The sequence below is a fragment of the Vibrio splendidus genome (assembly GCF_002873455.1).
GTDB classification, from domain to species: Bacteria; Pseudomonadota; Gammaproteobacteria; order Enterobacterales; family Vibrionaceae; genus Vibrio; species Vibrio splendidus_J.
In genome coordinates this window covers 25,534-50,495 of record NZ_MCUN01000054.1, presented here as the reverse complement: position 1 = coordinate 50,495, position 24,962 = coordinate 25,534, and the positions used below count along the sequence as shown (strand labels likewise).

The following is a 24,962-nucleotide window of genomic DNA, read 5'->3' as shown; positions in this document are numbered from 1 at the left end:
AACTATCCTTGTCATTCTTTTCTGTTACGACTTTACCACTGAAAAAGCTTTTTTAGCCACTGTTTTGGTTGACTTTCACAGCCCTTTTTAATATTTCCACTCTCATCCCATACGGGTAATTTAACGGCACCATCGCAGTCTAACTCTAAAGCCCCTTCAGGCGTTCGAGTAAAGCTGGCTGTTACGATTCCAGTTGGCCAAGGCAACAGTAACTGCTCTGGCGTTCTATGCTTCAGATAATCGGCATAGACACGTAACGCCCCACTAGAGCCGGTTAATTTGGTCGGCTTATTATCATCACGCCCTAGCCAGATGGTTGTCACTTCACGCCCATCTACGCCAACAAACCAACTGTCTCGGCTATCATTACTGGTACCTGTCTTTCCGGCTAATCCTGCCCATGCAAATTGACCTTGTAAGAAACGTCCCGTACCTTCCGACACACCACGTTTCATTGCATAAGTTGTCAACCAAGCTGCTTGCTGGTCAACGCTTTGTGATACACGAGGAATCGACTGATACAGAACCTCCCCCTCATTATCGATAACCGAACGAAGCGCGGACAAAGGTGCGATACGGCCAGAGTTGGTAATGGTTTGGTACATCTGAGCGACCTGAAACGGTGTCAGTGAGAATGAACCCAAAAACATCGACGGTACCGGGCGAATCTCATTTTTATCAACCCCTAGCTTTCCTATCGTATCCGAAACGCTATCAATGCCTAACTGCATCCCTAAACGAACGGTGGGGACGTTATAAGACTTAGAAAGCGCCACATACAAGGGGACATCTCCGCGGAACTTGCGGTCAAAGTTTCTCGGGCTCCACACACTGCCTTTACTGCCTTTCAAACTCAGTGGTGTATCCATCAAAGTTGTCGCCAGTGTGTATTTCTGGGGTTGTTCTAATGCTGTTAAGTAAATCGCTGGTTTAACCAAAGAGCCAATAGGACGACTGGCATTCAAGGCTCGATTAAAGCCGTCGTAGCCAGTGCGTTTACCACCGACCATCGCACGAATTTCACCAGTATTTCTATCCACGGCAATCGCGGCCGCTTCGAGCTTGTTGCCTGCTGTTTTCGATAAATCAGGTACCTTGCGAGCAATCGACTTCTCTAGCTTATCTTGAGAAACAGGATCTAGAGAAGTAAAAACTCGAATGCCTTTCTGCGCTTCAAATCGGTCGCCTACATACTTCTTAAGCTCAATGTTTACTTGCTGGAAATAAGCTGGCTGACGGCTAGCTATTCGTGGGTTGTCTTGAATATCCAAATCACGACTCGCCGCTTCTTCGTATTGTCGCGAAGTTAATATGTCTTGCTGCATCAACAAGCGAAGAACCAGGTCTCGTCGGGTCTTAGCACGTTCAGGGTAACGAACGGGGTTGTAATACGAAGGTCCTTTGACCATACCGACAAGCAGTGCGAGCTGATCGATACGGAGTTCTTGAATCGGTTGACCGAAGTACAAGCGAGACGCTAAACCGAAGCCATGAATCGCTTGCCCACCATTTTGCCCAAGATATACCTCGTTTAAGTAAGCTTCTAAGATACGGTCTTTGCTGTAACGATGATCCAAGATAAGCGCAATATAGGCTTCACGAACCTTACGCCACAATGTACGTTCACTGGATAGGAACAGGTTCTTCGCCAATTGTTGAGTCAGCGTACTACCCCCTTGCACCGTTCGCCCGGCTTTAACGTTAACGACCATTGCACGAGCAATCGCTAATGGTGATACCCCATCGTGCTGATAGAAATTTCGGTCTTCGGTTGCCAATAAGGCATCAACCATCACTTCTGGGAACTGATTACGTTTTAAGAACAGACGCTGCTCATCGTTACTTTTCTCAAGCATACCAAGCATTTTAGGTTCAACACGCAGGTAACCCATATCGCCTTTCTTCTCTAACGACTGAATTCGAGTTAGCTCATTCCCGTTGAAATGCAGCATCACATGACGATCTGCTTCCGGCCCATCGACAAACTCAAACGGACGACGAATCATTTCAATCTTAGTGGATGAAGAAGAGTATTCGCCAGGGTGACGGGGAGCATTCACCTTGCGATAATTAAGTACATCCAGCTCATTCTTAACCTGTACCAAGCTCACCTGAGTTCCTGGAGAGAGATCCAGCACGCGTGCATAAACCACGGTTGGCAAATCAAACAGCTGACCTTCAAAACGCTGCTTGACCACAGAGTCGAGATAAATACCGACGAACAACAGCAATGCGGCAAGTGCCAAGCCTGCTTTCCAAGAAATGCCCCACAGGATCTTCAACCAACCTCTCTTGCCAGACGGCTTAGCCTTGGGTTTGGTCTTTTTCGTTGCTGCTCTTGGCTTTCTAGGCTTGGCTTTGCTCGCTGGTGACTTCTTTGCTGGCGCTTTTTTAGGTGGTGCCTTTTTTGGCGTTAACATTTTGGTCATCATCGATTCAACTGTCGTTTGGTTTTAGTGGTTGCTACATGGTTAGCAGGATCATCTGGCCAAGGATGTTTTGGGTAACGGCCTTTCATCTCTTTTTGTACTTCTTTGTATGCGCCAGCCCAAAAGCCAGCTAAATCTTGAGTAATTTGTAGTGGTCGCTGAGCTGGAGAAAGTAGCTCAAGCACCACTTTTTTACGCCCTTGCGCGATCAATGGCGAGTCTTGTTCACCAAAAACTTCCTGCATTCGTACTGAAATCACTGGCTCAGACTGATACTGGTAGCGAATTGCTTTTTTACTGCCCGTCGGCATTAAATAGTCCGTAGGTAACCATTGATCAATTTCTTGATTCAAAGGCCAGCCAAGATACGCCGACAAAGCTTGCTCAATCGATACATTCGACAGCCCTTTAGCAGACTTAATGCCATGTAAATACGGCGATAACCACTCATCAAGATGTCCAACTAAACTCGCTTCATCCATCGCTGGCCAATCATGTTCAGGCATCCAACGTTCTGCACAACGTACACGCTCAACGAGCTGTTTAGCCGAAGGCGTCCAATGTAAGCGATCCAGTCCGCATCGAGCGATATAATTGAGTAGCGCTTTGCTCGCCTGATTCACATCTGGTTCAGGTAAAGCTTTGGTGCTAATAATCAGTTTCCCCAGAGACACTCGCTGCTCGGCAACTAAACGGCCACGCTTTTCATCCCAATCGGCGTAATCTGAACGCACAAACAGTTTGGGGAATTCAGCTTCTAGCTGCGCAATATCAACCGCAGTGGCTAAGAAAATCTGACTGGCTCGCCCTGTGCTCCGCATCAAATCAATCACTACGATATAGTCATTGTTCGCCAATGGGTCATCATCACGAACCTCAGCACCGTGGCCGTTAGCAAGAAGGAAAGCACTGCTGGCTGCACCTCTCACTTGTGCAATTCGGTCTGGGAATGCAAAACAAAGCACTAATGGTAGCAATGATTCGTCAAGTTGTGACAAATCTAAGTGATGTTTGAGTTTGCTGGCGAGACTTTTCGCTCGCTGCATCACAACGCTATTTTTTGAATGTTTTCTTTGCTTCAGTCGATGCAACGAATGTTGAATATCCGTCACGTTACGTTCTGGCTCTTCAAGCAAAGCGGCGGTAACAATCGCGACATTCAGTAGTTCTTGGCTACTTTGCTGCGCTTTAACCAACATACTAGCGATGCGAGGTTCAAGACCTAACCGCTGAGCCTGCTTGCCTAATGCCGTAAATTGTCCATTACCATCTAACAATTCCAAGTTTTGTAAGAGTTGCTTAGCTTGCTCTGTTGAAGCTTTCGGTGGGACGTCTAACCATTGCAATTCATCAGCACTTGCCGCACCCCATTGCGTCAATTCAGACACTAACGAAGATAAATCAGAATGAAGAATTTCAGGTTCAGGCACCGCTGGTTGTTGCATGAGTTGTGTTTCACTATACAAACGAACACACAGGCCCTCTTCAATTCGTCCTGCTCGCCCTGCCCTTTGTTCAGCAGAAGACTGCGAGATTTTCACTTGCTCAAGCTTAGTGATACCCGTTTTCAAATCAAACTTTGCTACTCGTTCTAACCCTGAATCGACGACTAATCGAATGCCTTCAATCGTCAAAGAGGTTTCCGCAATGTTGGTTGCCAACACCACTTTTCGACGCCCTTTCTCTGATGGCGCGATCGCTTTTTGTTGTTGAGGAAAGCTGAGTTGACCGTACAAAGGACATACATCAATATCACCGGCAATCTGCCCAAGTTGTGATTCCACTTGTTTTATCGCCGAGACACCCGGCAAAAAAGCCAAAAGTGAGCCTGACTGTTTCTCCATCAAAGAACGAATCACGCTTGCCATCTTAGGGGCTAAATATTCATTCGAGCCTAATGGTTGATAACGGAAGTCGACCGGGAAAGTTCGCCCTTGAGATTCAACATACTTGGCATCAGACAACAAAGATTGCAGCGCTTGTTGATCTAACGTCGCCGACATCACCACCACTTTTAGATCATCACGCAGTGCTTCTTGGATCTCGAGACTAAAAGCGAGGGCGGTATCTGCATGGATACTGCGCTCATGAAACTCATCAAAGATCACCATATCAACCCCAATCAATTCAGGGTCGGTTTGGATCATTCTCGTCATAATCCCTTCGGTTACGATTTCCAAGCGCGTCGCACTGCTGGTTTTAGATTCACCACGAACTCTAAAACCTATGCTCTCTCCCACTTTTTCTCCCAATTGGCTGGCTAAATAAGTTGCAATATTCCTTGCCGCCAAACGCCTCGGTTCAAGCATGATGATTTTGCCTTGAACGGCATTGGTTTTAACGAGCTGTAAGGGGAAGAATGTTGACTTACCCGCACCGGGAGCGGCCTTTAGAATAAGTTGAGTATGCGTTTTTATACCAGCGAGCAGATCTGGCATCACAGCTTCTATGGGCAGTTGTGGCAATGGGAGAACCTTGTGGTGTAATGTTGGCAACATTGTACATAAAAACCTACCTGTCTTAATAAGTAATATGCACTTCAATCCTCCATTAGAGCCAGCGACTCTTATTAAACGCTATAAACGCTTTCTCACTGACATCCAACTTCCAGACGGCAGCGAACGTACTATTCATTGCGCTAACACTGGAGCGATGACGGGATGTGCGACTCCTGGCAATACGGTGTGGTACTCAACCTCAGATAATGCAAAAAGAAAATATCCAAATAGCTGGGAGATCTCAGAAACAGACAAAGGTCACCGTATTTGTGTAAATACTGCGCGAGCAAACCAGTTGGCAGTGGAAGCAATTGAAAATAATACTATAGTTGAACTCTTAGGCTATAACGCGTTACGAACCGAAGTGAAATATGGCAGTGAGAATAGTCGAATTGATATTCTGCTTGAAGATAACGAAAAGCCGCCTTGTTATATCGAAGTAAAAAGCGTCACTTTGCTCGACGAACAACAAATGTCAACTAAACAACAAGCGTCAACCAGAGGACAAGGTTTTTTCCCTGATGCAGTCACAACTAGAGGCCAGAAACATCTGCGTGAACTCACAGAAATGGTCGAATCTGGAAATAGAGCCGTACTTTTATTCACTGTTTTGCATTCAGGTATTGAAAAAGTGTCTGCGGCACACCATATAGACGCCAAATATTCGTTATTACTAAAACAAGCACAAGACGCTGGGGTTGAAGTGCTTTGCTATAAAGCAGAGCTCAGCAGTACTCAAATACAACTAAAACAAGCCGTTGAATTTATCAATAGCTAAGCAAAAATGCTGAACTATTCACATTCATTGCAAGTTTGAACAAGAGTATTTGCCACCATTCGTTCTTTCTGCTATAGATACCCGCCTTAAAATTAGCTGCTTTGCAGTTGACTAGGTGTAAATAGGAGATGCTGTATGCCAGAATCTAAGAAAAAAGCGCTAGGCATCCTAGCCATCGCAGGTGTTGAACCGTACCAAGCAAAACCAGGTGAAGAATACATGTCACCTGAGCAAACGGAACATTTTACAAAAATTTTAGCAGCTTGGCGCAACCAGCTCAGGGAAGAAGTTGATCGTACTGTGCACCACATGCAGGACGAAGCAGCAAATTTCCCAGACCCAGTTGACCGTGCTTCTCAAGAAGAAGAATTCAGCCTAGAGTTACGTAACCGTGACCGTGAACGCCGTCTTATCAAGAAAATTGAGAAGACGCTAGACAAGATCGAAGAAGACGATTTCGGCTTCTGTGACTCTTGTGGTGTCGAGATTGGCATTCGTCGTCTTGAAGCTCGTCCAACTGCTGACCTTTGTATTGACTGTAAAACACTTGCAGAGATCAAAGAAAAACAGATGCAAGGTTAATTCTTGCGGATGTAAAGAAAGGGAGCTTTGGCTCCCTTTTTTGTTTGTTATCCAAGTTGGATATTTCAAGATTTTGATAGCAAATCAACAGCTTTAGCTTGTTTTTACGTATAAATACGATGACAAAACGAACCAAAGCAATAGATAAACGTCTTAAGAATCGGCTACTGCGGTACCATCAAGATTAGGTTTTTCACTTATGAATTATATCGGGCGCTTTGCACCATCACCGTCAGGTCCTCTTCATTTTGGATCACTTGTCGCAGCTCTTGGTAGCTACTTTCAAGCGAAATCTAACCAAGGACAATGGTTAGTTCGTATGGAAGACCTCGATCCACCAAGAGAAATGGCCGGCGCTGCAGACCTCATTCTTAAGACGCTTGAGGCTTACCATCTATTTTGGGATGGTAAAGTCGTCTATCAAAGTCAACGCCATGACCTGTACCAAGCTCAAATTGATCAATGGGTCGCTGACAAGCAAGCCTATTACTGTCAATGCACCCGCAAGCAGATAAAGTCTCTGGGTGGGTTTTATAATGGTCACTGCCGAAACGCTGGTTTGATTGATTCAGGTGAACAAGCGGTGCGCTTGCGCATGGATTTTCCAGTAGAGTCCTTTGACGATGTTCGTCACGGCACGATTCAAATCCCTAAAGCACTGGCTGAAGAAGATTTTATTATCAAACGCAGAGATGGATTGTTTGCCTATAACTTGGCCGTTGTCCTTGATGACATCGAGCAAGGAGTAACAGAAGTCGTAAGAGGCGCTGACCTGATAGAACCTACAGGTCGACAAATCAGTTTGTATAAGACACTCAAACAAAAAACCGTGAGTTACTTGCACTTACCATTGGCAACCGATGGCTTGGGGAATAAACTGTCAAAACAGAACCATGCCGCCGCGATAGATCTCGACAACCCAAAACCAACGCTGCTCGACGCTATGCGATTCTTAGGTTTTGATATCCCACATGCCCTCAATGAGGCTTCAATGGGTGAGATTTTGTTGTGGGGAAGTCAGCAATGGAACGTCAGCCAGTTACCTGATAGTTTACAGAAAGAGCACAGCGATTAGCTCAAAACTAACGGCAAATAGCAAAAACGACACATAAAAATGCCATAACCAGTAACAGTGGTTAAGCAGACTATGTTCTCAAATGGCTCGCGCTAAGCTATCATTAGCCGCAATTAAACTCTGCACTACCACTTTGGACTAAGAGAAAAACAAAGTTGGCGATACCTACTTTGTTCTAAACTAATGAATACAAACGACAATACCCCAAGCGAACAACGCGGATTCCACGAACTAGCTCTGAATATTTATACTCGTCAAGAGCACAATATTTCACGCAAGCAGATCAGCGACAATGCACTAAAAGTGCTATATCGCCTGAATGGTGCGGGTTTTGACGCATTTCTAGTCGGTGGTGGTGTTCGCGATATCTTATTAGGCTCACAGCCAAAAGATTTTGATATTGCGACCAACGCAACACCAGAACAAATCAAAAACCTCTTCAGAAACTGTCGCCTTATCGGTCGCCGTTTCCGCTTAGCACATATCATGTTTGGTCGTGACATCATTGAAGTGGCGACTTTCCGTGGCCACCACCAAGAGCCATCGAAAAACGTTTCTGCGCAATCTGATGAAGGCATGCTGCTACGCGATAACGTGTACGGCAATGTTGATGAAGATGCAGAGCGTCGTGACTTCACTATTAATGCGATGTACTACAACATTGCAGACTACAGCATTCACGATTACGCGGGTGGTGTGGAAGATTTAGAAGACAAGCTGATCCGCTTAATTGGCGATCCAGAAACTCGCTACCGTGAAGATCCGGTACGTATGCTTCGCGCAATGCGCTTCGCCGCTAAACTGGATTTCGATATTGAAGAAGACACGGCAGACCCTATCGAAGAGCTGGCACACCTGCTAAAAGATATCCCAGCAGCGCGCCTTTACGAAGAGTCTCTGAAATTACTTCAATCAGGTCACGGTTTAGAAACCTATCACCTAATGCGTGAATACAATCTGTTCCAACAGATGTTCCCTGCAATTGCAGAGCACTTCACTGAAGGTTACGACTCTCATACAGAGCAGATGCTTGACTTAGTACTCGACTCAACCGATCTTCGCATCGAAGATGGCAAGCGAGTAAACCCTGCATTTATGTTTGCAGCCATTCTTTGGTACCCAATGAACAAGCTTGCAGACAAGCTTGTCGCTGAACAAGGTATGGCGCATTACGATGCGATCATGGAAGCGAGCAACATCATTCTTGATCAGCAGGTTAAGTCTATTGCTATTCCTCGTCGTCACACAGCAACCGTTCGTGAAGTTTGGCAACTGCAATTGCGACTGCCTCGTCGTAACGGTAAACGTGCCGTTCGTCTTATGGAGCTGAATAAGTTCCGTGCAGGTTACGACTTCCTAGAAATGCGTGGCGAGATTGAGGGTGGCGAAACCAAAGAACTAGCAAAATGGTGGGAGCGTTATCAGACCGCGGGTCGCAACATGCGCCAAGCGATGGCTAACGACGTTGCTGCACCATCAAAGTCTGGCCATCGTCGCCGTAAGACTTACCGAAACAAAAAGAGTAAGCAGTCCGAATGATAACGGCTTATATTGCGGTCGGCAGTAACCTTGCCGACCCAGTTAGCCAAACAAATTTGGCTATCGAAACGCTAAAAAGCTTACCGCGATCAACGTTTGTTGCGACCTCTCAGCTATATAGTAGCACTCCAATGGGTCCGCAAAACCAACCTGACTACATCAATGCGGTAGTAGCAATCCAAACCGAATTAACGCCAATTGAACTACTTGATTGCACTCAAAAAATCGAGCTAGAACAAGGGCGCGTCCGTAAAGACGAGCGTTGGGGGCCAAGAACCTTGGATCTCGACATTGTGTTATACGGCAATGAGGTGATCGATTCAGAGCGCTTAATCGTTCCTCATTACGGAATGAAAGAACGAGAGTTTGTACTTTACCCGCTTGCTGAAATCGCACCAAGTTTACAACTCCCTGATGGGACTGAGCTGACAGAACTACTCAAAATAGTTGATAAGAACGGGCTCAATGTTTGGCAACAATAGCCAAGCGCATTAAGGAAAACCAATGAAAAAAGTAACCATTAACGACCTGATCAAATGCAAACGTGAAGGCCGTAAATTCGCGACTTCGACAGCTTATGATGCGAGCTTTGCTCAATTATTCGAAAGCCAAGAAATGCCAGTTCTGCTTGTCGGTGATTCACTGGGTATGGTTCTACAAGGCCATAATGATACATTACCAGTAACCGTTGAAGACATTGCTTACCATACTCGCTCAGTGCGTGCTGGTAGCCCAAACTGTCTTCTTATGGCTGACATGCCTTTCATGAGCTACGCAACGCCAGAGCAAGCCTGTGAGAACGCAGCAATCTTGATGCGTGCCGGTGCGAACATGGTAAAAATCGAAGGCGGAAGCTGGTTGGTTGATACTGTGAAGATGCTAACAGAACGTGCAGTACCAGTATGTGCTCACTTAGGCTTAACGCCTCAATCTGTGAATATTTTTGGTGGTTACAAAGTACAAGGTCGTGATGACGAGCAAGCCGACAAAATGGTTGCTGACGCTTTAGCACTGCAAAACGCAGGTGCTCAAATCGTTCTCCTTGAATGTGTGCCAGCTTCATTGGCAAAAAGAATTACAGAAGCTTGTGACGTACCGGTTATCGGCATCGGTGCAGGTAATGTTACCGACGGTCAGATCTTGGTTATGCATGACATGTTTGGTATTTCTGCGAACTACATGCCGAAATTCTCTAAGAATTTCCTAGCTGAAACAGGTGATATGCGTAAAGCCGTCGCTCTATACAAAGAAGAAGTAGAGAGCGCACGTTTCCCTGATGATGCTCATACAATCGCTTAGGAGTAACTATGCAAACTTTTGCTGAAATAGCGGCTCTTCGTGAGCAGATTAAACAGTTTAAGCGTGATGGACGTACGGTTGCTTTTGTCCCGACGATGGGAAACCTGCATGAAGGTCACCTGACTCTGGTCAAGAAAGCTCGTGAACTGGCTGATATTGTTGTGGTAAGCATCTTTGTTAACCCAATGCAGTTTGATCGTACCGATGACCTGAACAACTACCCTCGTACGTTAGAAGCTGATTTAAGTAAGTTAACAGCCGAAGGTGTTGAGCTCGTGTTTACACCGACACCAGAAGTCATGTACCCAGATGGATTAGATAAACAGACGTTTGTTGAAGTTCCAGGCATATCTCACATGCTTGAAGGCGCGTCTCGTCCGGGTCACTTCCGTGGCGTATCAACGATTGTCACTAAACTGTTTAATATCGTTCAGCCAAATTTTGCATGCTTCGGCGAGAAAGATTTCCAACAACTTGCTGTTATTCGCCAGATGACAACAGATTTAGCGTTAGACATTGAAGTTGTAGGCGTAGCGACCGTTCGTGAAATGGACGGCTTGGCAATGAGCTCTCGCAATAGCAACCTGACGATTGACGAGCGTCAACGAGCTCCAGTTTTAGCGCGTACTATGCGTTGGATCAGCAGCGCTATTCGTGGTGGTCGTGATGATTACGCGTCAGTAATTGAAGATGCGACAGACCAGCTACGCGCAGCTGACTTGCAACCAGATGAGATCTTTATCTGTGATGCGAAAACGCTACAAGCAATCACTTCAGAAACGACTCAAGCTGTGATTCTGATGTCAGCTTTCCTAGGTAAGACGCGTCTTATCGATAACCAAGTTCTAGATCTGGTTACGGAAACTAAAGAAGAAGTGAAAGAAGAAACGGCGGAGTAATCAGCCTCTAGCTTGAACGCAAGACATAAAAAAGGTCGATATAATATCGACCTTTTTCTTTATCTGTCATTCCGAGCTTTATCCGCAGTACATTAACTACGTAAACCGATACCCTTTGTCACTAGGTAATGTGCGACGCCATACAGCGCTACGATAAACACACCCAATACACCAAACGACGTGGCAATACCGACATCAGACACACCTAAGAAGCCATATCTGAACGCGTTTACCATATAAACGATAGGGTTCAACTTCGATACCGTCTGCCAAACTTCAGGTAGCAGACTGATTGAGTAGAACACACCACCAAGATACGTCAACGGCGTTAAAATGAAGGTCGGGATAATAGAGATATCATCAAACGTACGTGCAAATACCGCGTTAATTAGACCGCCCAATGAAAATACAACTGAAGTCAGAAACACAGTCGCAATAATCACGCCCCAATGATCAACTTGCAGATCGACAAAGAAAAGCGATACGAATGTGACTATCGTACCCACTAACAAGCCACGCACCACACCTCCCATTACGAAACCAGCGATAATCACATAGTTAGGAACAGGTGCAACAAGTAGCTCTTCAATATTCTTTTGGAATTTGGCACTAAAGAACGACGAAGCAACATTGGAATATGAGTTGGTGATCACCGACATCATGATCAGCCCGGGAACAATATATTCCATGTAGCTAAAACCGTTCATTTCACCAATACGCGCACCAATAAGGTTGCCAAAAATGATGAAATACAGCGTCATGGTAATCGCAGGCGGTACCAACGTTTGCACCCAGATACGCGTGAAGCGATTGATCTCTTTGGTTAACAAACTGCAGAAAGCTGTCCAATATAGGCTGTACATATTATTTACTCCCCTCACGGACGATACTCACAAATAGCTCTTCTAAACGGTTTGCTTTGTTACGCATAGAGAGGACTTTCACTTGTTGCTCACTCAATTGAGCGAAGATGGTATTCAAACCTAAGTTCTTATCGATTTCGATTTCTAACGAGCCATTGACCATCACTTGGCTATTCACGCCTTCAAGTTTAGGTTCAGTCGCCCCTTCTTCAAGATCAAGAATAAAGGTCTCAGCACTCAACTTACCCAGCAGCGACTTCATTGTGGTGTTCTCAATCAACTCACCACGATTGATGATACCAATGTTGCGACACAGCATTTCTGCTTCTTCTAGGTAGTGCGTCGTCAAGATAATGGTAATGCCCTGTTTCTCATTGATCTCTTTTAGGAATTCCCACATAGAACGGCGCAATTCAATATCAACACCCGCCGTTGGTTCATCAAGGATCAGCAAATGAGGCTCATGCATCAGTGCACGCGCGATCATCAAACGGCGCTTCATACCACCAGATAAGTTACGTGCGCGTTCGCCACGCTTTTCCCACAAATCGAGCTGAGATAAGTATTTTTTCGCTCGCTCTTTCGCAAGAGCTTTTGGCACGCCGTAATAACCCGCCTGTTGCAGCACGATCTGCTCAACGGTTTCGAACGGGTTAAAGTTAAACTCTTGAGGCACTAGACCTAAGTTCTGTTTCGCCAACTCTAGATCGGTATCAATGTCGTAGCCGAACACTTTAACCTTGCCTGAAGTTTTGTTAACCAGCGAAGAGATAACACCAATGGTGGTTGATTTGCCTGCGCCATTTGGACCAAGCAGTGCGTAAAAATCGCCTTTTTCTACTTGTAAACTAACGCCTTTAAGAGCCTCAAAGCCCCCAGCATAAGTTTTTCTTAATTGTTCAATTTCTAATGCATACATAGAGATAGACTGCCATTTGCTATAGATAAGATGTTGATGACCGAGCTTGAGGAAGAGAGTAATGCTTAAAACGAGCTAGCAGAAAACTAACCCAAACTTGTTTACTCGGCCATTTTGCAGACAAGTCTATCGTTGATTGACGATTAATACAAATATCGAGTGAGAGTTTCTTTCGAAAACGAACAAGAATATTAGCTACGTGAAGACCAATTCAGTGTTCAGTAAACATAAAAATGCCGTTAAGTTATTCACTTAACGGCATTAATCATCAATACTAGATATGGTGTCTACCACTAATTCATGTCAGTTTATTACTGAAAATTAGACTGACTCAAATTGATGTTCATCTCTATCAACGTAGCTTGTTGCTGCTGTCAGGGCCTCATATCTAAATCGATAGGTGTTGGATTCCGGCACAAGATCAAGCACGTGGAATTTCTCTAGCTGCTGACGAGTATTCTCATTCGGACACAGTAGGTACACTTCACATTCTGCATCCAACGCATCTTTAATCGCATTTTCTAGTGCTAGGCCAACAGTGACATCAATCATAGGTACATCTGTTAGATCTAGAATCATCGCTTCGTAATCAGAGATACTAGAGTGCTGACGTGAAATTGCCTTTGAAACACTGAATATCATCGGCCCAGAGAGGTAGAAGAACAACACCTTACCATTGGCACTATCCAGTAGCTGACGTTCGCTATCGGTTAGTGGGATATCATCTTCATCATCACCATCACTGATCGCCTTAACTTGTCTGGCTTGTTCTCGGCTCAATCTTTCAATTATCAGGATGTTCGAGATAAAAACACCCAGTCCGACAGCAATAATCAAATCAACAAATACCGTCAGAAACATCACGCCGTACATTACGCCCATGCCGGCATAACTTACTTTGTGTGCTCGCTGGATAAAGCTCCAATCAAGAATATTGAAACCAACATACATCGCAATGCCAGCTAATACCGCCATAGGGATCGGTTCGGTTAAGCCACCAGCAACCAATACCACCAATGCTAAAACTAAGGCTCGAATAACACCAGAAAGTGGAGAACGAGCACCCACCTGAATATTGGTTACGGTACCCATGGTTGCACCCGCACCGGGTAGAGCACCAAACAGACCAGAGATCATATTCGCGATGCCTTGGCCGCGAAGTTCTTTATCTGAATCATGCTCTTTACGAGTCAATGAATCTCCGATAACCGCAGTCAAAAGCGTATCAATACAACCAAGAGTGCCTAGCACTAAGGCATCAATAACCATGGTCGTAAACTGTTCAGCGCTAATAGTCGGTATGACAAGAGAGGGTAAGCCAGCAGGTATTTCACCGATACGGCGAATAGAATCGGTATCAAAAATAATGACTGATAAAAGGGTGACAGCAACCAAAGCAACCAGTTGAGCAGGCACATACTTACGATATTTAGCAGGAAAACCAAAAAGGATACCGAGTGTTAGTCCTCCTAAAAACAGCTCGCTTATTTTTAGATTGGCTAAAGTATCAGGCAATGCGGAAAGCGTGCCCATCACCCCACCTGATGGAGCAGCATGTCCTAACAATGGTGATAACTGCAAGATAATCAGAATAACACCGATACCTGACATAAATCCGGAGATCACGCTATATGGCATCAAAGTGACGTATTTTCCGAGCTTTAATGTACCGAGTAAGATCTGAAAAGCACCGGCCATCATTACCACGGTAAAGGTCATTGCCATTCCGGTTTCCGGATACTTGGCCACCATGCTCGTCATCACAGCTGTCATGATCACCGTCATCGGGCCGGTAGGCTCTGATATCAAGCTGTTTGAGCCACCAAATAATGCGGCAAATAGGCCAACCATAATAGCGCCCCAAAGGCCAGCTTCCGCGCCCGCACCAGAAGCAACACCAAATGCCAACGCTAAAGGCAGTGAGATGATGGCTGTGGTTACACCGCCAAACATGTCCCCTTTGAGACTGATATCTGCAAAACGACTTCCAAACAAAACACACCTTCCTGATGATGAACTGACAAACCTTATTACTTTAGCAAATGAGTTAATCAGACAGAAAGTGTTAATTCAATCACATTATTCATGACTTATAACCAGATGGTGGTTTCTGTGCTAAGTTAATGATTTTAACGACTAGAACACGTCAGATGAGTGCGTGTTGACGCAGTTTTTACGGGATTGAATTTGTAACATTGTGTATAGTTACAATTCTTAATTAAGGGATGTAAGACGCAAAATGCCAGAGATTAAACAGCTTTTTGAAAACAACTCTAAATGGTCTGAAGAAATTCGCTCTCAAAGACCTGAGTATTTTACAACGCTTGAAGAGGGTCAAAGCCCTGGCTTTCTATGGATAGGCTGTTCAGATAGCCGAGTGCCGGCCGAGCGTCTCACTGGTTTGTATTCTGGCGAACTGTTTGTTCATCGAAATGTGGCAAACCAAGTGGTTCATACCGATCTCAATTGCCTGTCCGTTGTGCAATACGCCGTTGACGTACTCAAAGTTAAACACATTATTGTATGCGGTCACTATGGCTGTGGTGGTGTTAATGCTGCGATTGATAATCCAAAACTTGGCCTTATCAACAACTGGCTACTCCATATTCGCGATAACTACCTTAAGTACCGTAAGCAAATTGAATCTCTACCTCGTGAACAATGGGGTGACAAGTTATGCGAAATTAACGTTGCAGAGCAAGTCTACAACCTTGGTAACTCAACCATCATGCAAACCGCATGGGAACGTGGACAAGATATTGAAATCCACGGTGTGGTTTATGGTATTGGGAATGGCAAGCTGCAAGACCTTGGCGTTCGTTGCTCAAGCAATGACACTTTAGAAAATAGCCATTTAGAAGCGCTTGAAAAAATCTTATCATCTCCAACTCTTTGTTAAAAATTGACTTCTAACCCGTTGATGTAAGAAAGAATAGATATAAGAAAGGCTCGCATTATGCGAGCCTTTTGTTTTCTTCACAGAGCCGTTATTACTCTTGAGGTACAACTTTACCGATGTACGGCAAGTGACGATATTTCTGTGCGTAATCGATACCAACACCGACTACGAACTCGTCAGGAATTTCAAAACCAATCCACTTCGTATCGACAATCACTTCACGGCGAGAAGGCTTATCTAGCAAAGTACAAATCTCGATAGATTTAGGGCCACGTAGGCTTAGAATCTCTTTCACTTTAGTCAGTGTGTTACCTGTATCGATAATATCTTCTACAAGTAGAACATCTTTACCTTGAATGTCGTCATCAAGGTCTTTCAAAATACGCACATCACGCGAACTTTCCATGCCGTTGCCGTAGCTAGATGCGGTCATGAAATCAACTTGGTGAGTTAAATCGATAGCACGAGCAAGATCCGCCATAAAGACAAAAGATCCACGTAATAAGCCAACTAGAACTAGATCTTCACTACCGTTGTAGTGTTCCGTGATCTGTTTACCTAGTTCATTCACTCGATCCTGAACTTCTTGCTCGGAGATCATGACTTCAACTGTATGCTTCATACTGCTCTCATTTTATTTGGTGATTGCGACAAGTGTAGACAGTTTGCCATTGGTGCCGCTCAATTTTGTGGGTAAGTCTAGCATTGCTCAAATACCCACACCACCTTCTGGCTCGAATTTACTCATACATTCTCAACGAAGTGTGCGCTGATGCCCTATCCAATATTCGCTTCCTTTCACATCAATCCTGATCACGCTTTATGGATCAAGTTTGATGTAACTGCCTATAAAACAAGCTCAAAGGATTGACCATTTGCATATGCACCATTACACTCATCTTGGCTTAAATAATAATAAAATCATTAATATAAAAAATTCGTTGGCAAGGAAAACAAAATGGACTCAATCTCTAAGAGACCTAGAACTAGGCTTTCACCCCTAAAAAGAAAACTGCAATTGATGGAGATCGCTCTTGAAGTCTTCTCTCGTCGAGGCATTGGCCGTGGCGGTCATGCTGACATCGCAGACATTGCTCAAGTATCGGTTGCAACGGTATTTAACTACTTCCCAACCCGAGAAGACCTGGTTGATGAAGTGCTTAATCACGTAGTTCGCCAATTCTCTAACTTCCTTTCAGACAATATCGACTTAGATATTCACGCAAAAGAGAACTTACATAATATTGCGACTGAAATGGTGACGTTAGTGGCTCACGATAGCCATTGGTTGAACGTATGGTTTGAATGGAGCGCTTCGACTCGTGATGAAGTGTGGCCTCTGTTTGTAACCACTAACCGCACTAACCAGATGTTAGTACAAAACATGTTTAGCAAAGCGATTGAACGCGGCGAAGTTTGCGACGATCACGATCCTAAACATCTAGCGAACCTATTCCACGGCATTTGCTACTCGTTGTTCATCCAAGCGAAACGTGTAGATACTCAAGAAGAACTTTCGACCTTGACGGACAGCTACTTGAACATGCTGTGCATCTATAAATAGCTTCAAGATTCGAGTAAATAATTTAAGGGTTGGCCTAATGGGTCGGCCCTTTTTTTGTGGAGTGTAGTCGCTCTTCGCATTCCGAAGCGCAGCGTACTCGTATCTCGAATGAAATGTTTCTGCTCTTTTCTTCAGGCATAAAAAAACCGCTGACGAATCAGCGGCTTTTAAAACATTAGCGAGTGGCTAAAGAAGAGTTACTTCTTCTTTTTCACTGCTTTCTTATTTGGAAGGTCAGTGATTGAGCCTTCGAATACTTCCGCAGCTAGACCAACAGACTCATGTAGAGTTGGGTGAGCGTGGATAGTCAGTGCGATATCTTCAGCATCACAACCCATTTCGATTGCTAGGCCGATTTCACCAAGAAGTTCACCACCGTTAGTACCAACAACAGCACCACCGATTACGCGATGAGTATCTTTATCGAAGATCATCTTAGTAACGCCGTCTGCACAGTCAGAAGCGATTGCACGACCAGAAGCAGCCCAAGGGAAAGATGCAACTTCGTAGTTGATGCCTTCAGCTTTCGCTTCTTTCTCAGTCTTACCTACCCAAGCGACTTCTGGCTCAGTGTACGCAATTGATGGGATTACTTTAGGGTCGAAGTAGTGCTTCTTACCAGAGATAACTTCAGCCGCTACGTGACCTTCATGCACACCTTTGTGAGCAAGCATTGGTTGACCAACAACGTCACCGATCGCGTGGATGTGAGGAACGTTAGTACGCATTTGCTTATCAACATTGATGAAACCGCGCTCATCAACTTCGATACCCGCTTTTTCAGCGTCGATAAGTGCACCGTTTGGAACACGACCGATAGCAACAAGAACAGCATCGTAACGCTCAGCTTCAGCTGGTGCTTTTTTGCCTTCCATTGAAACGTAGATACCGTCTTCTTTCGCTTCAACAGCAGTCACTTTGGTTTCAAGCATTAGCTTGAACTTGTTCTTGATACGTTTAGTGAAGACTTTAACGATGTCTTTATCCGCTGCAGGGATAACTTGATCGAACATCTCAACAACTTCAACTTTAGAACCTAGAGAGTGGTAAACCGTACCCATCTCAAGACCGATGATACCGCCGCCCATGATAAGCAGTTTTTCTGGTACTTCGTTTAGTTCTAGTGCATCCGTAGAATCCCAAATACGTGGGTCTTCATGTGGAATGAACGGAAGTTTGATTGGGCGAGAACCCGCTGCAATGATTGCATTATCAAAGTTAATTGTTGTCGTTTCTTCGCCAACAACTTCGATGCTGTTAGGACCAGTAAACTTACCGAAACCGTTAACAACAGTAACATTACGCATCTTAGCCATACCGCCAAGACCGCCAGTCAGTTGATCAACTACTTTGTCTTTCCAGATACGAACTTTGTTGATGTCCGTTTGTGGCTCGCCGAATACAACGCCGTGCTCTGCCATCGCTTTTGCTTCTTCAATTACTTTAGATACGTGAAGAAGTGCTTTTGATGGAATACAACCAACGTTTAGACATACACCACCAAGAGTGCTGTAACGTTCAACTAGTACTGTTTCTAGACCTAAATCCGCACAACGGAATGCCGCTGAGTAGCCAGCAGGACCTGAACCAAGTACAACAACTTGGGCTTTAATTTCTTTGCTCATTGTGACCTCTTGTAGTCATTATCCCTAACAGGCTGAGTAGATGTTCTTAAAATTATTGGGCTTTCAAACAGGAAACATTTTACAGAGATGTTAACAGTGTGAAAGTAGCTTTAAGTTAGCCTGTGAGCTAGACAACAATTCCCCCGCAGTTTATGAGAAATGCCGGAAACTGTTCTCTAAAAATAGTCTTTATATAAAGAATTAAGGTGACCCGAAAGTCACCTTAATAATTACTTTCTCAATTACAGTACTAGACGACGAATGTCAGATAGTGCGCTGTTTAGGAAAGTAATGAAGCGTGCACCTTCAGCACCATCGATCACGCGGTGATCGTATGATAGAGACAGTGGAAGCTGTAGACGTGGTTGGAACTCTTTACCATTCCAAACTGGCTTAATCTCAGACTTAGATACACCTAGGATACCTACTTCTGGAGCATTTACGATTGGAGTAAATGCAGTACCGCCAATACCACCAAGGCTAGAGATTGTGAAACAACCGCCTTGCATGTCTGCTGCTGTTAGCTTACCAGAACGTGCTTTCTTAGAAACAACCATTAGTTCTTCAGATAGTTCGTAAATACCTTTCTTGTTCACGTCTTTGAAGACAGGAACAACTAGGCCGTTTGGTGTATCAACAGCGATACCCACGTTTACGTACTTCTTAAGAATAATGCTTTCGCCATCGTCAGAAAGAGACGAGTTGAATGCAGGGAATGCTTCTAGCGCTTTAGCAACAGCTTTCATGATGAACACAAGTGGAGTGATCTTCATGCCAGTGTCTTTCTTCGCTTCGATTGCGTTCTGTTCTTTACGGAATGCTTCTAGCTCAGTGATGTCTGCGTTGTCCCACTGTGTAACGTGCGGGATCATTACCCAGTTACGGTGCAGGTTAGCGCCAGAGATCTTCTTAATCTTAGAAAGCTTCTGAACTTCAGTTTCGCCGAACTTGCTGAAGTCAACTTTTGGCCACGGTAGTAGACCAAGAGCAGAACCGTCGCCGCCTTTGCCAGATGCTGCAGCACCAGACTCTAGACGCTTAAGTGCATCTTTAACGTAAGACTGAACGTCTTCTTTAAGGATGCGGCTCTTACGACCAGTACCTTTAACCTTAGAAAGGTTAACGCCAAATTCGCGAGCAAGACGACGAACAACTGGAGAAGCGTGTGCGTAGTCACCGTTCTCTTGGAAGTCGCCAGTTGCTGGAGCTACTGCTTCTGCTTTAGGAGCAGGTGCTGCTGCCGAAGCTGCTGCTTGTGCTGGAGCTGAAGCCGCTACTGCTACTGGAGCTGCGCCTTCAACAACGAAAGTCATGATTGAAGAGCCTGTTGACACTTTGTCGCCAGCTGCAATCTTGATTTCTTTTACTGTACCAGCGAATGGTGCAGGCACTTCCATTGAAGCTTTGTCGCCTTCAACAGTAATTAGAGATTGCTCTTCTTCTACTGTATCGCCAACCGCTACCATGATTTCAGTAACTTCTACTTCGTCGCCACCGATATCTGGAACGTTCACTTCTTTCTCAGCAGATGCTGCTGGAGCTGCTGCAACTGGTGCCGCCACTGGAGCAGGAGCTGCTGCAACTGGAGCGCCAGAACCCGCTACTTCAAATACCATTACTAGAGAACCAGTAGAAACTGAGTCACCAGAAGCGATCTTGATTTCTTTAACGATACCTGCGAATGGTGCAGGAACTTCCATTGAAGCCTTGTCACCTTCAACAGTAAGAAGAGATTGCTCTTCTTCTACTGCGTCGCCGATAGCGACCATGATTTCAGTTACTTCAACTTCATCACCGCCGATATCAGGAACGTGAACTTCTTTAAGCTCAGCGGCCGCTGCAGGAGCAGCTGCAACTGGTGCCGCCGCTTCAACTGCTGGCGCAGCCGGTGCTGCTGCAGCACCTTCCGCTTCGAAGATCATGATAAGAGAACCAGTAGAAACAGAATCACCTTCTGAAATCTTGATTTCTTTAACGATACCCGCTTGAGACGCAGGAACTTCCATTGAAGCTTTGTCGCCTTCAACAGTGATCAGTGACTGCTCTTCTTCAACCTTGTCGCCAACGTTTACAAGAATCTCAGTTACTTCAACCTCGTCAGCACCGATGTCTGGTACATTAATTTCGATTGTCATTGTATTTACCTACCTTAATGCCAGTCTTATGCGTATTGCGGGTTAGTTTTTTCAGTGTCGATATCGAACTTAGCAATTGCTTCAGCAACAACAGACTTCTCGATATCACCACGTTTAGCCAGTTCAGTTAGAGCTGCAACTACGATGTAGCCAGCGTTAACTTCGAAGTGACGACGTAGGTTTGCACGGCTGTCAGAACGGCCGAAACCATCTGTACCAAGTACTTTGTAAGACTCAGTTGGCATGTATGCACGTACTTGCTCAGCGTAGTTCTTCATGTAGTCAGTCACTGCGATTGCAGGTTCTTTACCAAGAACAGTCGTGATGTACGGTACTTTCTCTTCAGCTTCTGGGTGAAGCATGTTGTCACGCTCTACCGCTTGGCCGTCACGAGTTAGTTCGTTGAACGACGTTACAGAGAATACGTCAGATGCTACGCCGTACTCTTCGCTTAGAATTTCAGCGGCTTTACGCGCTTCGTTCATGATAGTACCAGAGCTCATTAGTTGAACTTTGCCCTTAGCACCAGCGTGAGATTCAAGCTTGTAGATACCCTTACGAATGCCTTCTTCAGCGCCTTCTGGCATTGCTGGCATTGCGTAGTTCTCGTTCATTACTGTTAGGTAGTAGTATACGTTCTCTTGGTTCTCACCGTACATGCGACGGATGCCGTCTTGCATGATAACCGCTAGCTCGTAAGCAAACGTTGGGTCGTAAGAGATACAGTTAGGGATCGTGTTCGCTTGAATGTGCGAGTGACCATCTTCGTGCTGTAGACCTTCACCATTCAGTGTTGTACGACCTGCAGTAGCGCCTAGTAGGAAGCCACGAGCTTGTTGGTCGCCTGCTAACCAAGCCATGTCGCCAATACGTTGGAAACCGAACATTGAGTAGTAGATGTAGAACGGGATCATCGGTAGATCGTTTGTGCTGTATGAAGTTGCAGCTGCAACCCATGAAGCCATAGAACCTAGTTCGTTGATACCTTCTTGAAGAACTTGACCAGACGTTGCTTCTTTGTAGTAAGAAACGATGCCTTTATCTTCAGGTGTGTATTCTTGACCGTGTGGGTTGTAAATACCAACCTGACGGAATAGACCTTCCATACCGAATGTACGAGCTTCATCACAGATGATAGGAACAATGTTCTTACCAATGTTCTTGTCTTTAAGAAGGATGTTTAGCGTACGTACATAAGCCATAGTTGTAGAGATATCACGCTTCTGCTCACCTAGTAGAGGTGCGAATGCGTCTAGCTCAGGAACCTTGAACTCTTGAGTAAACTTAGGAAGACGTGCAGGCGTGTAACCGTGTAGAGCGTTACGACGAGCGTGCATGTATTCGTACTCAGGCGTGCCTTCTTCTAACTTCAGGTAAGGAAGTTCTGTGATTTTTTCATCAGAAAGAATGTCTTCTAGGCCTAGGCGATCACGTAGGTGTTGAACATGAGTCATGTCCATTTTCTTAACACCGTGCGCAATGTTCTTACCTTCAGCTGCATCACCCATGCCGTAACCTTTAACAGTCTTAGCTAGGATTACAGTTGGCTTACCGTTTGTTTCTTTTGCATTGTTGAATGCAGCAAACAGCTTAGAAGAATCGTGACCACCACGCTTAAGAGCGAAGATTTCGTCATCAGTCATGTCTGCAACTAATGCAGCTGTTTCTGGGTACTTACCAAAGAAATGCTCACGTACGTATGCGCCATCTTTAGATTTGAATGTCTGGTAGTCACCATCGATAGTTTCGTTCATCAGTTGAAGAAGCTTACCAGTCGTGTCTTTAGCCAGTAGTGAATCCCAGTTGCTACCCCAGATAACTTTAACAACGTTCCAACCTGCGCCTTTGAATAGGCCTTCAAGTTCTTGAATGATGCTGCCGTTACCCATTACAGGGCCGTCTAGACGCTGTAGGTTACAGTTGATTAGGAAACATAGGTTGTCTAGCTTCTCACGCGCAGCGAAAGAGATAGCACCACGTGATTCTGGCTCATCCATCTCACCGTCACCTAGGAACGCGTATACGCGTTGCGCTGAAGTTTCTTTCAGGCCACGGCCATCAAGGTACTTAAGGAAGCGCGCTTGGTAGATCGCAGAGATAGGACCAAGACCCATAGATACAGTAGGGAACTGCCAGAACTCAGGCATCAGTTTCGGGTGCGGGTAAGAAGGGATACCTTTACCATCAACTTCTTGACGGAAGTTATCTAGCTGTTCTTCAGTTAGACGACCTTCAACGAATGCACGAGAGTAGATACCTGGAGAGATGTGACCTTGGTAGTAAACTAGATCGCCACCGTCCGTCTCATTTGGAGCACGGAAGAAGTGGTTGAAACATACTTCGTAGAACGCTGCAGCTGACTGGTAAGAAGCCATGTGACCACCAAGGTCTAGGTCTTTCTTAGAAGCACGCAATACAATCATGATTGCGTTCCAGCGAATAATCGAACGAATACGACGCTCAAGAGTTACGTCACCAGGGTAAGCTGGCTCTTGTGCTGCTGGAATTGTGTTGATGTAGTTTGTGTTGATGCCTGTAGCCATATCAACACCATCTAAACGCGCTTTATCTAGAACTTGTTCTAGTAAAAACTGTGCACGTTCTACACCTTCTTCACGTACTACTGACTCAAGAGCTTCTAACCAATCTTGAGTTTCCAGAGCATCAACGTCATGCTTCATGTCAGACATGGCGATCTATCCTTTTTGTTAGTTGGATTCTACTAAACACGTAAAAAGCCGAAGTATTACGGCTATTTACCCTGTTGGATTCGACGTAAAGAACGTTCGCGGCGCGATTCTTCTTTAGTCAAATCCATCAATGTTTCTTCGATGTAAGCTAAATGAGAGTGTGACATTTCACGCGCCTGTTCTGGCTGTCCTGAAACGATCGCATCCACAATGTTAGCTCGATGTATACTCACTTTCTCCACAACGTCTTTACGACGATGCAACAGCTTTAAATTTTCTAAGACGTTTTGTTCGAGTAACGGAGCCAAGCTACGAACAATGTGCAATAACACCACATTGTGTGCTGCCTCTGTTAAAGCAATAAGAAAAGCCATCACCGCTGCAGATTCGGCTTCAATATCACCTTTATCTTGCGCACCGCGAATTTTTTCTTGGCATGCTTGAATTCGAGCAAAGTCTTCATCAGTGCCACGCAATGCCGCGAAGTAAGCCGAAATCCCTTCCATCGCATGACGCGATTCCAACAAGTCTAGTTGGGTTTCAGAATGGGAGGACAACAAATTAAGCAAAGGATCTGAAAAGCTTTTCCAGATATTTTCACTAACAAACGTACCTCCACCTTGACGGCGAGTAAGCAAGCGTTTTGCTTCTAAACGTTGTATCGCTTCTCGGATTGAAGGACGAGACACATCGAACTGTTTCGCCAGTTCGCGCTCAGGCGGCAGCTGCTGCCCTGGAGCCAGTGTTCCTTCCACTATCAACCTTTCTAACTCTTGTTCGATAACATCGGAGAGTTTTGGCTGACGAATCCTTTGATAAGCCATAGTTTGTTATTCTTCTTTTTCTTCTTCGCTGATAATTGGTAATACCAATTTTAAGTTGGGCAGAAATTAACATAATTAAAACGCCACTGTCCAGTGCAAAATTGACCTGCATCATAGAACACAGCATGAATTAACCATGATTTAACAAATGAAATTTAAAACAGCAACGAAATTGGTCTTACCATTTACAGGGGTAATACTTTTGGGGAGTATTCGTGCTAGAAAGTTTCAGGATAAAAATGGATTGTTTCAGAAAGATTAGTGCCACTTGTTTAAAAATCAAACCAAGCGCACATTTAGGATGGAAATTCTGTTCATAAGTTTTAATAAATTAGCGTTTGATA

General features: G+C 44.9%; 19 protein-coding genes. 9 read left to right on the top strand and 10 right to left on the bottom strand.

Translation table 11 applies throughout. From position 1 onward, the window contains the following. Window positions 1-32: 32 nt before the first annotated feature. Together mrcB and hrpB are read right to left on the bottom strand one after the other, a co-directional pair. Entirely contained in the window at window positions 33-2,432 is a 2,400-nt protein-coding gene (mrcB, locus tag BCU75_RS22395; protein ID WP_102475140.1) for a penicillin-binding protein 1B, read from the bottom strand. Next, on the bottom strand, window positions 2,429-4,927 hold the full coding sequence (gene hrpB, locus BCU75_RS22390; RefSeq protein ID WP_102475139.1) for an ATP-dependent helicase HrpB: 2,499 nt from the start codon (window positions 4,925-4,927) through the stop codon (window positions 2,429-2,431). The genes mrcB and hrpB overlap by 4 nt, the downstream gene beginning before the upstream one ends. Before the next feature lie 34 nt (window positions 4,928-4,961). Here hrpB and sfsA point away from each other — a divergent pair, with 34 nt between their 5' ends. The 7 genes from sfsA (at window position 4,962) to panC (ending at window position 11,099) form a co-directional block, all read left to right on the top strand. Beyond that, window positions 4,962-5,705 carry a DNA/RNA nuclease SfsA gene (gene sfsA, locus BCU75_RS22385; protein WP_076678235.1) on the top strand — a complete coding sequence of 248 codons (744 nt, stop codon included), beginning with the start codon at window positions 4,962-4,964 and terminating at the stop codon, window positions 5,703-5,705. Between the two features lie 135 nt (window positions 5,706-5,840). Then, a complete protein-coding gene (dksA, locus tag BCU75_RS22380) occupies window positions 5,841-6,287 on the top strand; it encodes an RNA polymerase-binding protein DksA (RefSeq protein ID WP_017073117.1) in 447 nt (148 codons plus the stop codon). Window positions 6,288-6,486: 199 nt separating this feature from the next. Continuing rightward, window positions 6,487-7,362 (top strand): tRNA glutamyl-Q(34) synthetase GluQRS, encoded by an 876-nt coding sequence (gene gluQRS / locus BCU75_RS22375; protein WP_102475138.1) that lies wholly within the window; start codon window positions 6,487-6,489, stop codon window positions 7,360-7,362. Between the two features lie 183 nt (window positions 7,363-7,545). Then, window positions 7,546-8,901: a polynucleotide adenylyltransferase PcnB gene (gene pcnB, locus BCU75_RS22370; protein ID WP_004735460.1), complete on the top strand. Its 1,356-nt coding sequence runs from the start codon at window positions 7,546-7,548 to the stop codon at window positions 8,899-8,901. After that, entirely contained in the window at window positions 8,898-9,383 is a 486-nt protein-coding gene (folK, locus tag BCU75_RS22365; protein WP_102475137.1) for a 2-amino-4-hydroxy-6-hydroxymethyldihydropteridine diphosphokinase, read from the top strand. Before pcnB ends, folK begins: the two co-directional genes overlap by 4 nt. A gap of 22 nt (window positions 9,384-9,405) precedes the next feature. Beyond that, the gene (gene panB, locus BCU75_RS22360) at window positions 9,406-10,200 is read left to right on the top strand and encodes a 3-methyl-2-oxobutanoate hydroxymethyltransferase (RefSeq protein ID WP_102467121.1); all 795 of its coding nucleotides are present in this window, start codon (window positions 9,406-9,408) and stop codon (window positions 10,198-10,200) included. An 8-nt stretch (window positions 10,201-10,208) separates the two neighbouring features. Next, entirely contained in the window at window positions 10,209-11,099 is an 891-nt protein-coding gene (gene panC / locus BCU75_RS22355) for a pantoate--beta-alanine ligase (RefSeq protein ID WP_076678238.1), read from the top strand. Window positions 11,100-11,191: 92 nt separating this feature from the next. On the opposite strand, the gene BCU75_RS22350 is transcribed toward panC, so the two are convergent. The 3 genes from BCU75_RS22350 to BCU75_RS22340 form a co-directional block, all read right to left on the bottom strand. After that, window positions 11,192-11,962 (bottom strand): ABC transporter permease, encoded by a 771-nt coding sequence (locus BCU75_RS22350; RefSeq protein WP_076678239.1) that lies wholly within the window; start codon window positions 11,960-11,962, stop codon window positions 11,192-11,194. A gap of 1 nt (window position 11,963) precedes the next feature. Continuing rightward, window positions 11,964-12,881 carry an ABC transporter ATP-binding protein gene (locus tag BCU75_RS22345; protein WP_102475136.1) on the bottom strand — a complete coding sequence of 306 codons (918 nt, stop codon included), beginning with the start codon at window positions 12,879-12,881 and terminating at the stop codon, window positions 11,964-11,966. 321 nt (window positions 12,882-13,202) lie between these two features. Next, entirely contained in the window at window positions 13,203-14,834 is a 1,632-nt protein-coding gene (locus tag BCU75_RS22340) for a SulP family inorganic anion transporter (protein ID WP_198593447.1), read from the bottom strand. 286 nt (window positions 14,835-15,120) lie between these two features. Here BCU75_RS22340 and can point away from each other — a divergent pair, with 286 nt between their 5' ends. Further along, entirely contained in the window at window positions 15,121-15,780 is a 660-nt protein-coding gene (can, locus tag BCU75_RS22335; RefSeq protein WP_076678242.1) for a carbonate dehydratase, read from the top strand. A 91-nt stretch (window positions 15,781-15,871) separates the two neighbouring features. Here the strand turns inward: can and hpt are convergent, their stop codons facing one another. Then, entirely contained in the window at window positions 15,872-16,402 is a 531-nt protein-coding gene (hpt, locus tag BCU75_RS22330) for a hypoxanthine phosphoribosyltransferase (protein WP_010435974.1), read from the bottom strand. A gap of 336 nt (window positions 16,403-16,738) precedes the next feature. On the opposite strand from hpt, the gene BCU75_RS22325 reads away from it, so the two are divergent. Beyond that, complete coding sequence (locus BCU75_RS22325) at window positions 16,739-17,344, top strand: LuxR/HapR/OpaR family quorum-sensing transcriptional regulator (RefSeq protein WP_076672252.1); 606 nt, start codon at window positions 16,739-16,741, stop codon at window positions 17,342-17,344. Window positions 17,345-17,541: 197 nt separating this feature from the next. On the opposite strand, the gene lpdA is transcribed toward BCU75_RS22325, so the two are convergent. From lpdA to pdhR, 4 genes are all read right to left on the bottom strand, one after another. After that, entirely contained in the window at window positions 17,542-18,969 is a 1,428-nt protein-coding gene (gene lpdA, locus BCU75_RS22320; protein WP_076678243.1) for a dihydrolipoyl dehydrogenase, read from the bottom strand. A 242-nt stretch (window positions 18,970-19,211) separates the two neighbouring features. Further along, complete coding sequence (aceF, locus tag BCU75_RS22315) at window positions 19,212-21,104, bottom strand: pyruvate dehydrogenase complex dihydrolipoyllysine-residue acetyltransferase (RefSeq protein WP_102475134.1); 1,893 nt, start codon at window positions 21,102-21,104, stop codon at window positions 19,212-19,214. Between the two features lie 26 nt (window positions 21,105-21,130). Next, window positions 21,131-23,794, bottom strand: a complete 2,664-nt coding sequence (aceE, locus tag BCU75_RS22310; RefSeq protein ID WP_076678245.1) for a pyruvate dehydrogenase (acetyl-transferring), homodimeric type — start codon at window positions 23,792-23,794, stop codon at window positions 21,131-21,133. 62 nt (window positions 23,795-23,856) lie between these two features. Beyond that, window positions 23,857-24,618, bottom strand: a complete 762-nt coding sequence (pdhR, locus tag BCU75_RS22305) for a pyruvate dehydrogenase complex transcriptional repressor PdhR (protein WP_009847596.1) — start codon at window positions 24,616-24,618, stop codon at window positions 23,857-23,859. Window positions 24,619-24,962 lie beyond the last annotated feature (344 nt).

Bases quoted from the DNA above. Each gene is read 5' to 3' on its own strand.
- mrcB (WP_102475140.1), bottom strand. From the start codon at position 2,432: ATGATGACCAAAATGTTAACGCCAAAAAAGGCACCACCTAAAAAAGCG.
- hrpB (WP_102475139.1), bottom strand. From the start codon at position 4,927: ATGTTGCCAACATTACACCACAAGGTTCTCCCATTGCCACAACTGCCC.
- sfsA (WP_076678235.1), top strand. From the start codon at position 4,962: ATGCACTTCAATCCTCCATTAGAGCCAGCGACTCTTATTAAACGCTAT.
- dksA (WP_017073117.1), top strand. From the start codon at position 5,841: ATGCCAGAATCTAAGAAAAAAGCGCTAGGCATCCTAGCCATCGCAGGT.
- gluQRS (WP_102475138.1), top strand. From the start codon at position 6,487: ATGAATTATATCGGGCGCTTTGCACCATCACCGTCAGGTCCTCTTCAT.
- pcnB (WP_004735460.1), top strand. From the start codon at position 7,546: ATGAATACAAACGACAATACCCCAAGCGAACAACGCGGATTCCACGAA.
- folK (WP_102475137.1), top strand. From the start codon at position 8,898: ATGATAACGGCTTATATTGCGGTCGGCAGTAACCTTGCCGACCCAGTT.
- panB (WP_102467121.1), top strand. From the start codon at position 9,406: ATGAAAAAAGTAACCATTAACGACCTGATCAAATGCAAACGTGAAGGC.
- panC (WP_076678238.1), top strand. From the start codon at position 10,209: ATGCAAACTTTTGCTGAAATAGCGGCTCTTCGTGAGCAGATTAAACAG.
- BCU75_RS22350 (WP_076678239.1), bottom strand. From the start codon at position 11,962: ATGTACAGCCTATATTGGACAGCTTTCTGCAGTTTGTTAACCAAAGAG.
- BCU75_RS22345 (WP_102475136.1), bottom strand. From the start codon at position 12,881: ATGTATGCATTAGAAATTGAACAATTAAGAAAAACTTATGCTGGGGGC.
- BCU75_RS22340 (WP_198593447.1), bottom strand. From the start codon at position 14,834: ATGTTTGGCGGTGTAACCACAGCCATCATCTCACTGCCTTTAGCGTTG.
- can (WP_076678242.1), top strand. From the start codon at position 15,121: ATGCCAGAGATTAAACAGCTTTTTGAAAACAACTCTAAATGGTCTGAA.
- hpt (WP_010435974.1), bottom strand. From the start codon at position 16,402: ATGAAGCATACAGTTGAAGTCATGATCTCCGAGCAAGAAGTTCAGGAT.
- BCU75_RS22325 (WP_076672252.1), top strand. From the start codon at position 16,739: ATGGACTCAATCTCTAAGAGACCTAGAACTAGGCTTTCACCCCTAAAA.
- lpdA (WP_076678243.1), bottom strand. From the start codon at position 18,969: ATGAGCAAAGAAATTAAAGCCCAAGTTGTTGTACTTGGTTCAGGTCCT.
- aceF (WP_102475134.1), bottom strand. From the start codon at position 21,104: ATGACAATCGAAATTAATGTACCAGACATCGGTGCTGACGAGGTTGAA.
- aceE (WP_076678245.1), bottom strand. From the start codon at position 23,794: ATGTCTGACATGAAGCATGACGTTGATGCTCTGGAAACTCAAGATTGG.
- pdhR (WP_009847596.1), bottom strand. From the start codon at position 24,618: ATGGCTTATCAAAGGATTCGTCAGCCAAAACTCTCCGATGTTATCGAA.